The sequence below is a fragment of the Pseudomonas lactucae genome (genome assembly GCF_036688725.1).
Classification (GTDB): Bacteria; Pseudomonadota; Gammaproteobacteria; order Pseudomonadales; family Pseudomonadaceae; genus Aquipseudomonas; species Aquipseudomonas lactucae.
In genome coordinates, this window is the sequence record NZ_JAQQPT010000013.1 from 134,795 (window position 1) to 147,390 (window position 12,596).

10 protein-coding genes are annotated in these 12,596 nt (G+C 63.3%); 5 read left to right on the plus strand and 5 right to left on the minus strand.

Going from position 1 to position 12,596, the window contains the following annotated elements; all coding sequences use genetic code 11:
- Window position 1 precedes the first annotated feature (1 nt).
- The 4 genes from V6M90_RS16655 to V6M90_RS16670 form a co-directional block, all read right to left on the minus strand.
- A complete protein-coding gene (locus V6M90_RS16655) occupies window positions 2-841 on the minus strand; it encodes an AraC family transcriptional regulator (protein ID WP_332846795.1) in 840 nt (279 codons plus the stop codon).
- Window positions 842-915: 74 nt separating this feature from the next.
- Window positions 916-1,557 carry a DUF1345 domain-containing protein gene (locus V6M90_RS16660; protein ID WP_141063874.1) on the minus strand — a complete coding sequence of 214 codons (642 nt, stop codon included), beginning with the start codon at window positions 1,555-1,557 and terminating at the stop codon, window positions 916-918.
- Window positions 1,558-1,667: 110 nt separating this feature from the next.
- Window positions 1,668-4,766, minus strand: coding sequence for an efflux RND transporter permease subunit (locus V6M90_RS16665; RefSeq protein WP_332846796.1), 3,099 nt, complete (start codon window positions 4,764-4,766; stop codon window positions 1,668-1,670).
- A gap of 6 nt (window positions 4,767-4,772) precedes the next feature.
- Window positions 4,773-5,927 carry an efflux RND transporter periplasmic adaptor subunit gene (locus V6M90_RS16670; protein WP_003173656.1) on the minus strand — a complete coding sequence of 385 codons (1,155 nt, stop codon included), beginning with the start codon at window positions 5,925-5,927 and terminating at the stop codon, window positions 4,773-4,775.
- Between the two features lie 205 nt (window positions 5,928-6,132).
- On the opposite strand from V6M90_RS16670, the gene V6M90_RS16675 reads away from it, so the two are divergent.
- The 4 genes from V6M90_RS16675 to V6M90_RS16690 all read left to right on the plus strand — a co-directional run bounded on the left by V6M90_RS16675 (window position 6,133) and on the right by V6M90_RS16690 (window position 9,847).
- Window positions 6,133-6,834 carry a response regulator transcription factor gene (locus V6M90_RS16675; protein ID WP_003173657.1) on the plus strand — a complete coding sequence of 234 codons (702 nt, stop codon included), beginning with the start codon at window positions 6,133-6,135 and terminating at the stop codon, window positions 6,832-6,834.
- Between the two features lie 3 nt (window positions 6,835-6,837).
- Window positions 6,838-8,142 carry an ATP-binding protein gene (locus V6M90_RS16680; protein ID WP_003173658.1) on the plus strand — a complete coding sequence of 435 codons (1,305 nt, stop codon included), beginning with the start codon at window positions 6,838-6,840 and terminating at the stop codon, window positions 8,140-8,142.
- A 57-nt stretch (window positions 8,143-8,199) separates the two neighbouring features.
- Window positions 8,200-8,970, plus strand: a complete 771-nt coding sequence (locus V6M90_RS16685; protein ID WP_332846797.1) for a class I SAM-dependent methyltransferase — start codon at window positions 8,200-8,202, stop codon at window positions 8,968-8,970.
- 91 nt (window positions 8,971-9,061) lie between these two features.
- Window positions 9,062-9,847 carry a sulfite exporter TauE/SafE family protein gene (locus V6M90_RS16690; RefSeq protein WP_003173660.1) on the plus strand — a complete coding sequence of 262 codons (786 nt, stop codon included), beginning with the start codon at window positions 9,062-9,064 and terminating at the stop codon, window positions 9,845-9,847.
- Window positions 9,848-9,932: 85 nt separating this feature from the next.
- On the opposite strand, the gene V6M90_RS16695 is transcribed toward V6M90_RS16690, so the two are convergent.
- The gene (locus V6M90_RS16695) at window positions 9,933-11,171 is read right to left on the minus strand and encodes an acyl-CoA dehydrogenase family protein (protein WP_332846798.1); all 1,239 of its coding nucleotides are present in this window, start codon (window positions 11,169-11,171) and stop codon (window positions 9,933-9,935) included.
- A gap of 266 nt (window positions 11,172-11,437) precedes the next feature.
- Here V6M90_RS16695 and sfnG point away from each other — a divergent pair, with 266 nt between their 5' ends.
- Window positions 11,438-12,523 (plus strand): dimethylsulfone monooxygenase SfnG, encoded by a 1,086-nt coding sequence (sfnG, locus tag V6M90_RS16700; RefSeq protein ID WP_332846799.1) that lies wholly within the window; start codon window positions 11,438-11,440, stop codon window positions 12,521-12,523.
- Window positions 12,524-12,596 lie beyond the last annotated feature (73 nt).

Sequence of the window (12,596 nt, forward strand, 5' to 3'; positions counted from 1 at the left end):
GCTACCTGTCTGGAAGATTTGAGCAGCGCTTGCGATACGCCGCCGGCGTCAGGCCATAGGCACGTACGAACCAGCGGCCCAGGTGGCTCTGGTCGGCAAAACCCAGGGCAATCGCCACATCGGCCGGTTGCTCGCCCTTGGCCAGTAAATGCCGTGCGCGGGCCAGGCGCAGTTGCACCAGGTACGCGTGGGGCGGCAGGCCGAAGGCGCTCTTGAATGCACGGCTCAGGCGGAAGCGGTCGACGCCGCAGGCCAGCGCCAGTTCATCCATGCCCACGTCATGATGCAGGTGCGCATGCAGGTATTCCCGGGCCTTGTGCGCCACCAACGGCAGGCGCGGGTCTTCGCGATAACGGGTACGCCAATAGAGCTGGCCGGTGAGGCGTTCGAGCAATTGGTCCATGGCCCGTTGCCGTACGATGCGCAGTTCGCCGCTGTGCAGCGTCTGGAACGCCCGGCTGGTGGCCAGTGCCAGGCGCGGGTCGCTGGTCAAGGTGCTGGCGAAACTCAGTTGGCTGTTGAGCGGCGCCTCTTCGAATACCGCGCTCACTTCCCGCGCGAGCCACTGCGGGTCGAGGTAGAGCATGTGGTAAGTGAAGCCGTCCGCCGTGGGTGCGTCGCCATCATGCAGCTCGCCGGGTTCCACCAGGAACACCTGACCGGGCACGCTGTGGTGGCGGGCGCGGCGGCAATTGAATTGCTGCACGCCTTGTTCGGTGACGCCGATCAGGTAGCTGTCGTGCCAATGGGGGTCGTAGGCGTGGCCTTCGAAATGCGCGCGCAGGGTCTCGATGCCGGTGTCGGCGTCCTGGGACAGGTCGATCCAATTGTGCGCGGCCATAACACACCGAGACGGAAAACATGAGCCTATTAAGGCTCATGGGCCGTCCGGACGTCTAGAAGGTTTGTGCAGCCTCAGCCAAACAGCCCGGCGGCGATATTGATCGAGAAGCCGAGGATCGCGGTATTGAACACAAAGCCGATCAAGGATTGCCCCAGCACCACCTTGCGCATGCCACGGGTGGCCACGCCCACATCCGAGGTCTGTACCGCCACACCGATGGTGAAGGAGAAATACAGGAAGTCCCAGTAGTTGGGCGTGAGCAACCCTTCGGCAAAACGCAGCGCCGGCTCCTTGCCCTCCCAGGTGTAATAGAGGCGGGCGTAATGCACGCTGAAAACCACGCCGATCAGCAGCCACGAACCGATCACCGTCAGCCCGGTGAACCCGTAGTGCAGCAGGCGCTCGGTGGCGGCCAGGTCCTTGCTGCCCACCAGTTCGAAGGTGATGGTCGCCAGGCTGGCGATGGCGGCGATGGATACCGTAAACAGCACCAGCCCGGCATTTTCATCCTCGACTTCGGCGATGCGCTTGACGTCTTCGGCCCTGGCGCGGCTGGTCAACCACAGCATCAGCACCAGGTAGGTCCAGACCCCGGCGTTCCAGCCGATCAGTATTTTGCTCACGACCGTATCGGCCGGCGCCAGGATGCCCACCGCAAGGCCCAGTACGGCAGCGGCGGAGAGGCGAGGGTGGGTGCGGGCGAGGAAGGGCATGGCGCTCACAATTTGAGAAAAGTGCTGAGCACCATAGGTTGCGCCGTTGCAAGCTTCAAGCACCAAGCGGCAAGTTAGAAGCAGACCTGCTCTTACTTGTCGCTTGAAGCTTAGAGCGAGTCGCTACGTTTACGCACCCACTTCATCACCACCACAAAAAACACCGGCACAAACACCACCGCCAATGTCGCGGTGATCATCCCGCCAATCACGCCCGTACCGATCGCCTGCTGGCTCGCCGAACTGGCGCCGGTGGCGATCGCCAGCGGCACCACGCCGAGAATGAATGCCAGCGAGGTCATGATGATCGGCCGCAGGCGCAAGCGCGCCGCCTTCAAGGTGGCGCTGATCAGGTCTTCGCCCTGGTCATACAGGTCCTTGGCGAATTCGATGATCAGAATCGCGTTCTTCGCCGACAGCCCGATGATGGTGATCAAGCCCACCTTGAAGAACACATCGTTGGGCATGCCGCGCAGGCTCACCGCCACTACCGCGCCGAGTACGCCCAGCGGCACCACCAGCAGCACCGAGGTCGGAATCGACCAGCTTTCATACAGCGCCGCCAGGCACAGGAACACGATCAGCAACGACAGCCCGAGCAACAACGGAGCCTGAGCGCCGGACAAGCGTTCCTGCAACGACAACCCCGTCCATTCCTGGCCAAGACCGGCCGGCAACTGGCTGACCAGGCGCTGGATCTCGTTCATCGCCTCGCCGGTACTGTGCCCCGGCGCGGCTTCACCGCTGATGGCGATGGCCGGGTAGCCGTTGTAACGGGTCAACTGCGCAGGGCCCTGGGTCCATTTGGCTTCGACGAAAGCCGACAGCGGCACCATGTTACCGGCCTTGTTGCGCACGTTGATCTTCATCAGGTCCGCCACCTGGCTGCGCTGGTCGCCTTCGGCCTGCACCACCACGCGCTGCATGCGGCCCTGGTTGGGGAAGTCGTTGATATAGGCCGAACCGATGGCCGAGGACAGCACATTACCCACATCCGCGAACGACACGCCCAGGGCGTTGGCTTGCTTGCGGTCCACCTCCAGTTGTACTTGCGGAGCTTCGGCCAGGGCGCTTTCGCGCACATTGGTCAGGATCGGGCTCTTCTCGGCCGCCGCCAGCAACTCGGTACGCGCCGCCATCAATGCGGCATGGCCGACGCCGCCGCGGTCCTGCAAACGGAACTCAAACCCGCTGGAAGTGCCCAGGCCATCCACCGGCGGTGGCAGCACTGCGTAGGCAATCGCGTCCTTGAGCTCGCTGAAGGCCATGTTGGCGCGGTCGGCAATCGACGTGGCCGAGTCGTCGCTGCTGCGTTCCGACCAATCCTTGAGCGTGGTAAACGCCAGCGCCGCGTTCTGCCCGGAGCCTGAGAAACTGAAGCCCATGATCATGGTGGTATCGCCCACCCCAGGCTCGCCCGCGTTGTGCGCTTCGATCTGCTCGGCGACCTGCACTGTGCGATTCTTGCTCGCGCCCGGCGGCAGTTGGATGTCGGTGATGGTGTAGCCCTGGTCTTCCACCGGCAGGAATGAGGAGGGCAGGCGCGTGAACATCCAGCCCAGGCCCACCAGCAGCACCAGGTAGATCAACAGGTAACGGCCGCTGCGCTTGAGCGCGTAGGCCACCCAGCCTTCATAGCGGTCGGTGAGTTGCTCGAAACGTTTATTGAACCAGCCGAAGAAGCCGCCCTTGGCATGGTGCTCGCCCTGGGCGATCGGCTTGAGCAGCGTGGCGCACAGCGCGGGGGTCAAGGTCAGGGCGAGGAATGCCGAGAACAGGATCGAGGTGGCCATCGACAGCGAGAACTGCTGGTAGATTACCCCCACGGAACCGGGCATGAATGCCATCGGCAGGAACACCGCGACCAGCACCAGGGTGATCCCGACGATGGCGCCGGTGATCTGGCCCATGGCCTTGCGCGTGGCCTCCTTGGGCGACAGCCCCTCGGTGACCATGATGCGTTCGACGTTCTCCACCACCACAATCGCATCGTCCACCAGGATGCCGATGGCCAGCACCATGCCGAACATGGTCAGCACGTTGATCGAGAAACCCAGCAACAGCAGCGTGGCGAAGGTACCCATCAGCGCGATCGGCACCACCAGCGTCGGGATCAACGTGTAGCGCACGTTCTGCAAAAACAGGAACATCACCGCGAACACCAGCGCCATGGCCTCAAGCAGGGTGTACACCACCTTGGTGATCGAGACTTTGACGAACGGCGAGGTGTCGTATGGGATCTTGTATTCCACATTGGCCGGAAAGTAGCGCGACAGTTCGTCCATTTTCGCCCGCACCAGGGTGGCGGTGTTCAGCGCGTTGGCGCCTGGCGCCAGTTGCACACTGACGGCGGTGGACGGTTTGCCGTTCAGGCGCGTGGAGAACTGGTATTCCTGGCTGCCGATCTCCACCCGCGCCACGTCGCCGATGCGCACGGTGGAACCGTCGGGGTTGGCCTTGAGCACGATGTCGGCGAATTCGGCCGGGGTCGACAGCTGGCCCTTGACCAGGATTGCCGCGGTGATTTCCTGGGTCGCGGTGCCCGGCAAATCGCCGATGCTGCCCGCCGAGACCTGGGCGTTCTGCGCGCTGATCGCGGCGTTGACGTCAGCCGGGGTCAGGTTGAAGCCGATCAGCTTCTGCGGATCGATCCAGATGCGCATGGCGCGTTCGGCGCCGTACAACTGCGCCTTGCCCACGCCGTCCAGGCGCTTGAGTTCGTTCATCACGTTGCGCGCCAGGTAATCGCTGAGCGCCACGTCGTCGAGCTTGCCGTCGTTGGAGGTGAGGGTCACCAGCAACAGGAAACCGGCGGAGACTTTCTCGACCTGCAAGCCTTGCTGCGTCACCGCCTGGGGCAGGCGCGGTTCTACCGCCTTGAGGCGGTTTTGCACATCCACCTGGGCCATTTCCGGGTTGGTGCCGGGCTGGAAGGTGGCGGTAATCGTCGCCGAACCGAGGCTGCTCTGGGATTCGAAATACAGCAGGTGATCGGCGCCGTTAAGCTCTTGCTCGATCAGGCTCACCACGCTCTCGTCCAGGGTCTGCGCCGAAGCGCCCGGGTACACCGCGTAGATTTCCACTTTCGGCGGTGCGACGTTGGGGTACTGCGCCACCGGCAACTGCGGGATGGCCAGCAAGCCGGCCAGCAGGATAAACAGGGCGACCACCCAGGCGAAGATCGGGCGGTCAATAAAGAAATGCGGCATGGCGGGTTATTCCTTAACGGGCTGGCCAGAGGCGGGGCGGTCATCCACCTCGACTTTTTCACCGGGACGTGCGTGTTGCAGACCCTCGACAACGATGCGGTCACCGGCCTTGAGGCCGTGGCTGACCACCCAGCGATCATTGATCACGGCGCCCAATTCCACCGGCTGCAGGCTGACGGTCTGCTCGGCATCCAGCAGCAGCACCATGGGGATGCCGGCGCTGTCACGAGTGATCGCGCGTTGCGGCACGCTGATGCCTTGCCTGTCGACGGCCTGTTCCAGGCGCACCCGCACGAAACTGCCGGGCAGCAGGTCGAGGTCCGGGTTGGGGAACTCGCTGCGCAGGATGATTTGCCCGGTGCCGGGGTCGACGCTGATCTCGGCGAACAGCAACTTACCCGGCAGCGGGTACAGGCTGCCGTCGTCCTGGATCAGGGTGGCCTTGGCCTGGTCCTGGCCGACCTGCTTCAAACTGCCGGCGCGAAAGGCGCGGCGCAGGTCGTTCAGTTCGCGGGTGGATTGGGTGAGGTCGGCGTGGATCGGGTCCAGTTGCTGGATGATCGCCAGGGGTGTGGCTTCGTTCTGGCCGACCAAGGCACCTTCGGTCACCAGCGCCCGGCCGATGCGTCCGGAAATCGGTGCGGTCACGGTGGCGTAGCCCAGGTTCAACCGGGCGCGCTCGACGGCGGCCTTGTTGGCGGCGACTTCAGCGTTGGTCTGGCGCAGGTTGGCGCGGGCGTTGTCGTAGTCCTGTGCGCTGATGGCGTTGCCTTCCACCAACTGGCTGTAGCGCTGCTCCTGCAGGCGCGCCTGGAACGCATTGGCCTCGGCCTTGCTCAGATTGGCCTGGGCGCTGTCGAGGTCGGCCTTGAACGGGGCCGGGTCGATGCGAAACAGCACGTCGCCCTGTTTGACGTCGTGGCCTTCCTTGAACACCCGTTGCATCACCACGCCGGCCACCCGTGCGCGCACTTCGGCGATACGCGGCGCGGCAATGCGCCCGCTCAGTTCGCTGGTGATGGACAGGGGCTTGGCTTCAAGGGTTTCGATACGCACCTTGGCAAGGGGCGTTTGTGGCGCCTCGTCCTCGGACGGGCCGCACGCGCTCAGCGCCAGGGTGAGGGCCAGCAGGCAAAACGGCGTAAACAGGTTCTTCGACATGCTCTTATCCCAATATTGACTGGCGCATCCTAAGGTCACCTGCGCCGTGGTGCTGTGAAGCTGTGTAGGTGGTGTGTGAAGAAATGTAAGGTGGCACCCATCATCCACCCGGGACGTATATCCTTACAAAATCGCGCAAACACCAAAGCCCCCTCCCACCCGGGATTTGTGTACGACCCATAACTGTATTTCATGGAACACCTTCATGCCCAACATCCTCCTGGTGGAAGACGACGCCGCGCTCTCCGAGCTGATTGCCAGCTACCTGGAACGCAATGGCTACCACGTCAGCGTGCTCAGCCGTGGCGATCACGTACGCGAACGTGCGCGCCTGAACCCACCGGACCTGGTGATCCTCGACCTGATGCTGCCGGGTCTTGACGGCCTGCAAGTCTGCCGCCTGTTGCGCGACGATTCGGCGGGCCTGCCGATCCTGATGCTCACCGCCCGCGACGACAGCCACGACCAGGTGCTGGGCCTGGAAATGGGCGCCGACGACTACGTGACCAAACCTTGCGAGCCCCGCGTACTGCTTGCCCGAGTCCGCACATTGCTGCGCCGTAGCAGTCTGTCCGAGCCGCAGGTGGCCAACGATCAGATCATCATGGGCAACCTGTGCATCGACCTGTCGGAACGCAGCGTGAGCTGGCGCGAACAGGCGGTGGAGTTGTCCAGCGGCGAATACAACCTGCTGGTGGTACTGGCCCGCCACGCCGGTGAAGTGCTCAGCCGCGACCAGATCCTGCAACGCCTGCGCGGTATCGAGTTCAACGGCACCGACCGTTCGGTCGACGTGGCCATCTCCAAGCTGCGCCGCAAGTTCGACGACCACGCCGGTGAGGCGCGCAAGATCAAGACGGTGTGGGGCAAGGGCTACCTGTTCAGCCGTTCCGAGTGGGAATGCTGACCCATGCTGCGCGTACTGATCCGCCTCTTCCTGATCACCATCGTCACCTACAGCGCCGCGATCTACCTGATTCCCAAACTGGTGATCCAGCTGTTCGAACACCGCTACCTCAACTACAACATCGAGCAGACCCGTGGCCAGCAGGCGCTGATCGTCAAGCAGTACCTGCGCGCACCGGTTGAGCATTGGTCGCGGATCACCGAACAACTGGGCCATGACTTTGCGCCGCTGAGCGTGCAATTGCTACTGCGCGAGGACGCCCGCTACACCCCCGAGGAAGAACAACTGCTGGCGCAAGGCAAGCCGGTGGTGCACCTGGGCGACTGGGGCTGGATGGAGGAGATCAGCTCGCCGATCAACGAACGGTTCGTGGTCAAGCTCAAGGTGCCGCCGGACCCGCTGGACATGAACCTGCTCTATTGGGCGATCAACGTCCTGATCGTCGCCGCGTTGCTGGTGTGCCTGCTGGTCTGGCTGCGCCCGCACTGGCGAGACCTGGAGCGCTTGAAACGCACCGCCGGGCAACTCGGCCAGGGCAACCTGGCCGAGCGCACAGGCATCCCGTCGCACTCCAGCATCGGCAGCCTGGCCTCGGTGTTCGACACCATGGCCGACGACATCGAGCGCCTGCTCAACCAGCAACGTGATCTGCTCAATGCGGTCTCCCACGAACTGCGCACGCCGCTGACACGCCTGGATTTCGGCTTGGCCCTGGCGTTGTCCGAAGACCTGCCCGTCGCCAGTCGCGAGCGCTTGCACGGCCTGGTCGCGCATATTCGCGAGCTGGATGAGCTGGTGCTGGAGTTGCTGTCCTACAGCCGCCTGCACAACCCGGCGCAACTGCCGGAGCGGGTCGAAGTGGCGCTCGATGAGTTCATCGACAGCGTGCTGGGCAGCGTCGATGACGAACTGGAAAACCCCGAGATCGTCATCGATGTGGCGCTCGACTGCGCCGTCGAGCGTTTCAGCCTCGACCCGCGCCTGACCGCGCGCGCTTTGCAGAACCTGCTGCGCAACGCCACGCGTTACTGCGACAAGCGCATCCGGGTGGGGGTCAAGGTGTGCCCCAAGGGCTGTGAAATCTGCGTCGATGACGACGGCATCGGCATCCCGCCGGACCAGCGCGAGCGCATCTTCGAACCGTTTTACCGCCTCGACCGCAGCCGCGACCGTGCAACCGGCGGCTTTGGCCTGGGCCTGGCGATCAGCCGCCGCGCGCTGCAAGCCCAGGGCGGTACATTGACTGCGCTGGCGGCGCCGTTGGGTGGGGCACGGTTCAGGGTGTGGTTACCGACGATGGTCGATTAGAAAACCGCTGCGGGAAGGCGCACACTGTGACCCCGTTTTTGCGAAGAGAGATTGGCCATGACCGCTGTTCACGCGTCTGCTCAACAAGGTTTCTCTACCCAGGCCGGCACCTATGCCCAGGGCCGCCCGGATTACCCTCGACAGCTCTCGGGTTGGCTGACCCAGACGCTGGCTGTCGATGCAAATTCGACGGTGATCGACCTGGGCGCCGGCACCGGCAAATTCACGCGCTTGCTCAGCACCCTCGCACCGACGCTGATCGCCGTGGAGCCGGTGGCCGCAATGGGCGCGCAATTGACCAGGCTGTTACCGGATGTGCGCCTGGTAGATGGCACGGCAGAGTCGATGCCATTGCCGACCGCCAGCGCCGATGCGGTGGTCTGTGCGCAAGCGTTTCACTGGTTCTCCACTCGGGCGGCGTTGGCGGAAATTCACCGGGTGCTCAAACCGCAGGGGCGCCTCGGGCTGGTGTGGAACGTGCGTGATGAGTCGGTGGGGTGGGTCGCGGCGATTACCGAGATCATTACCCCCTACGAGGGCGACACACCGCGCTTTCATACGGGGCGCTGGCGCGAAACCTTCACTGGCGAGTACTTTTCCGACCCTGAAGTGACCTGCTTTGCTTATCAGCATGTGGGCAGCCCTCGGGAGGTGATCATGGACCGCTTCCTGTCGGTGAGCTTCATTGCCGCCTTGCCGGACGCGGAAAAAGCCACGGTCACCGCACAGTTGCAGACGCTGATCGACACCCATCCCGACCTGCGCGGGCGCGACACTGTGGCCTTTCCTTACCAGACCCAAGCCTACTGTTGCCGTCGACTGGCCTAAAAAGCATAAAGTCAGATCATATTGGTATAAGTGGTTATAAGAAAAATCGCTATCCTGCGGCCAGAATTTTATAAGGCCGCGGGTAGTTGGAATGGATGTAGGTAATTTTGGTTTCGTAATCGCCGGCCTGATCGTTGGATTTATCGTCGGCATGACCGGGGTCGGCGGAGGCTCGCTGATGACCCCGATCCTGTTGTGGTTCGGCATCAACCCGGCGACCGCCGTGGGCACCGACCTGTTGTACGCCGCGATCACCAAGTCTGGTGGCGTGCTGGTGCACGGCAAAAACAAGAACATCGACTGGACCATCACCGGCTGGCTGACCCTGGGCAGCGTGCCGGCGGTGCTGTTGACCCTGTGGTTCCTCGCCAGCCTGCATACCGATCCCACGGTGATGAACGCGGTGATCAAGCAGGCCCTCGGCGTGGTACTGCTGTTGACCGCGCTGGCGATCCTGTTCAAGAAAACCCTGTTGACCTTCGCCCAGCGGCATGCGGGCGACAGCTACCACCTGAACCCGCGCAACCTGAACGCCTTGACGGTGCTCACCGGCGCCATCCTCGGCACCATGGTCGCCCTGACCTCGATCGGCGCCGGCGCCCTCGGTACCGTGGCGCTGTTTATCCTGTATCCGTTCCTGGCCACACGCCGCCTGGTGGGGACCGAAATCGCCCACGCCGTGCCGCTGACCCTGGTGGCCGGCCTGGGTCATGCGGGCATGGGCAATATGGACTGGCAACTGTTGGGTTTTCTGTTGATGGGCTCGCTGCCGGGGATCTACATCGGCAGCCACATGACCGGCAAGATTCCGGACGGTGTATTGCGCCCCTGCCTGGCGGTCATGTTGATGGCGGTCGGGTACAAATTGGCCTTCTGAGGCGTACACAGGGTCCCAATACACAGAGGTCAAATGTGGGAGGAGACTTGCCCCCTCCCACATTTTGACTGTGGTAAACCTTGATTCAGGCTTTCGCCGGGCCGTTGCCGATCTGCCACACAAACGGCGGCTCGGTCCCATTGATCACCCAATCACCCGCGATGCGCGCCTTGTAGATCACCGGATTGTGCGACGACACGGTCCGCGCATTGCGCCAGTGCCGGTCGAGCGCCTTGCCCTGGCGTACGTCCGACGCTCCCAGCGCATTGAACAACTGGCTGGTGGCGCGTTGGATCAAGTCCGACACCACCACCTGCGCCGTCGCCGATTCAATCTCGGCCTCCACGTTGGCTTCGCGCTCTGCAGCCTCATCGCCGCCAAAGCGTGCCACGTACGCCCGTTGTGCCGGTAACGTCGCCCTCAAGGCGCTGGCCTCTGCGGCATACACCAGCGCCGCCACTTCGCCCACCACCTGTTGAACCTGCGCATCCTGGCTCACGTGGGGCGCATTGCCATGGCTGTAGATGCGCTTGCGGCTGCGCACCTGATGGGCCACATCGCGCAATGCCGCGCGGCCGATACCGGCCAGGCTGGCCAGCAGCACTAACTGGTAGAACGCGGTCTGGTATTTGAAGCGGGTGGCAAAGTCGATGACGTTGTCCGCCTCCACCACCGCCTCGGTAAACCGCGACGTGCCGCTGCCGGTGGTGCGCTGGCCAAAGCCGTCCCAGTCATCGCTGTGCACCACCCCAGGCTGGCGCGCGCGGGTGGCGGCGATCACGTCACCGCCGGTGTCGCTGCGTTGGGCGTATACGTCGATCCAGTCGGCGAAAATGCTGCCGGTGCTGTAGAACTTTTCACCGTTGAGTGTCCATTGGTCGCCGTTGGGGCTGACCTGGGTGACCACGTCGCCAATGGCCACGTTGCCGATTTCGGTCCAGGCGCAGCCGACGATATCGCCGTCGACAAAGCGCTTGAACCACAGCTCGCGCCCGGCGTTCGGTGGCGCGTTGAGGCGGTCTTCGGCAAAGGCGAAATGCCCGCGCAGGGCCTGGGGTACGTTGGAGTCGGCTTCGGCCAGTTCGATCAGCAATTGGAACAGTTGCGGCAGGGACGCGCCGCCGCCGCCGTATTCCACCGGCACCCGCACGGCGCCGAAACCAGCCTCCTTCAGCCATTGGATCGGCTCGTGGGGCAGGGTGCGGTTGAGTTCGCGCTGCACGGCGCCGTCGGCGATACGCTGGAAGATCGGCCGGAAACGCGCGGCCAGCGTGGGGTAATCGACGCCGATGGACAGCGGGTTGATGACGTGGTGTTCGGTCATGGGCAAGGCTCCGGGGCAGTGGACAATGTCAGAGGTGATTGCACAGTCCGTGCCGGGTGCGAAGCCCAATGTTTACGGGGCAATCAGCCGAATGACTGTTGCTCCAGCAACAGCATTGCGACAAACCGATGTAATCCCTGACAGTTGTGATCACACGATTGGCGCCTGGTTTTTCTGCCGCAACCCCCCTGGCGCGGGCGTTTGCCCAGGCTGGCACGCTTGCTGCTCAAGTCACCGGTACATCCCTGTGCATGAGGTAGCGTTAGATGAGTCAGCAAGCCGTGAAATTTGCCTATTGGGTGCCCAACGTCAGCGGTGGGCTGGTGGTCAGCAAGATCGAGCAGCGTACCCACTGGGGCATCGACTACAACCGTAAACTGGCGCAGTTGGCGGAAGAAGCCGGCTTTGAATATGGCCTGACCCAGATCCGCTTCACCGCCGGCTACGGTGCCGACAACCAGCATGAGTCGGTGGCGTTCAGCCATGCGCTGCTGGCAGCGACCACCAAGCTCAAGGTGATCGCCGCCATCCTGCCGGGCCCGTGGCAACCGGCGCTGGCGGCCAAGCAACTGGCGACCATCGACCAGCTCACCAACGGCCGCATTGCAGTGAACATCGTCAGCGGCTGGTTCAAGGGCGAATTCCAGGCCATCGGCGAGCATTGGCTGGAGCACGACGAGCGTTATCGGCGTTCCGAGGAATTCATCCGCGCCCTCAAAGGCATCTGGACCCAGGACGACTTTACTTTCAAGGGCGACTTCTACCGCTTCAACAACTACACCCTCAAACCCAAGCCCCTGGGCCGGCCGGAAGTGTTCCAGGGCGGCAGCTCACGGGCCGCGCGCGACATGGCGGCGCGGGTGTCGGACTGGTACTTCACCAACGGCAACACCCCCGAAGGCATCAAGGCCCAGGTCGACGATATCCGCGCCAAGGCGGCGGCGAATAACCATTCGGTCAAAGTCGGTGTGAATGCCTTTATCATAGCCCGCGATACCGAAGAAGAAGCCCGCGCCGTGTTGGCCGAGATCATCGACAAGGCCGACCCGGAAGCAGTCAACGCATTCGGCGACGCGGCCAGACAAGCGGGCAAGGCGTCCCCGGAAGGCGAGGGCAACTGGGCCAAATCGAGCTTTGAAGACCTGGTGCAATACAACGACGGCTTCAAGACCAACCTGATCGGCACGCCGCAGCAGATTGCCGAGCGTATCGTTGCGCTCAAGGCTGTGGGGGTGGATCTGGTGCTGGCGGGTTTCCTGCACTTCCAGGAAGAAGTGGAGTACTTCGGCAAGCGCGTGTTGCCGCTGGTGCGTGAGCTGGAGGCCAAGGCCGGCATCAAGCAAGTGGCCTGAGATATTCATTGTGGTGAGCGAGCTTGCTCGCGCTGGAGTGCGCAGCGCTCCCTTGCTTTTGGGGCTGCTACGC

Coding starts and splice junctions, on each gene's coding strand:
- V6M90_RS16655 (WP_332846795.1), bottom strand. CDS start 841: ATGGCCGCGCACAATTGGATCGACCTGTCCCAGGACGCCGACACCGGC.
- V6M90_RS16660 (WP_141063874.1), bottom strand. CDS start 1,557: ATGCCCTTCCTCGCCCGCACCCACCCTCGCCTCTCCGCCGCTGCCGTA.
- V6M90_RS16665 (WP_332846796.1), bottom strand. CDS start 4,766: ATGCCGCATTTCTTTATTGACCGCCCGATCTTCGCCTGGGTGGTCGCC.
- V6M90_RS16670 (WP_003173656.1), bottom strand. CDS start 5,927: ATGTCGAAGAACCTGTTTACGCCGTTTTGCCTGCTGGCCCTCACCCTG.
- V6M90_RS16675 (WP_003173657.1), top strand. CDS start 6,133: ATGCCCAACATCCTCCTGGTGGAAGACGACGCCGCGCTCTCCGAGCTG.
- V6M90_RS16680 (WP_003173658.1), top strand. CDS start 6,838: ATGCTGCGCGTACTGATCCGCCTCTTCCTGATCACCATCGTCACCTAC.
- V6M90_RS16685 (WP_332846797.1), top strand. CDS start 8,200: ATGACCGCTGTTCACGCGTCTGCTCAACAAGGTTTCTCTACCCAGGCC.
- V6M90_RS16690 (WP_003173660.1), top strand. CDS start 9,062: ATGGATGTAGGTAATTTTGGTTTCGTAATCGCCGGCCTGATCGTTGGA.
- V6M90_RS16695 (WP_332846798.1), bottom strand. CDS start 11,171: ATGACCGAACACCACGTCATCAACCCGCTGTCCATCGGCGTCGATTAC.
- sfnG (WP_332846799.1), top strand. CDS start 11,438: ATGAGTCAGCAAGCCGTGAAATTTGCCTATTGGGTGCCCAACGTCAGC.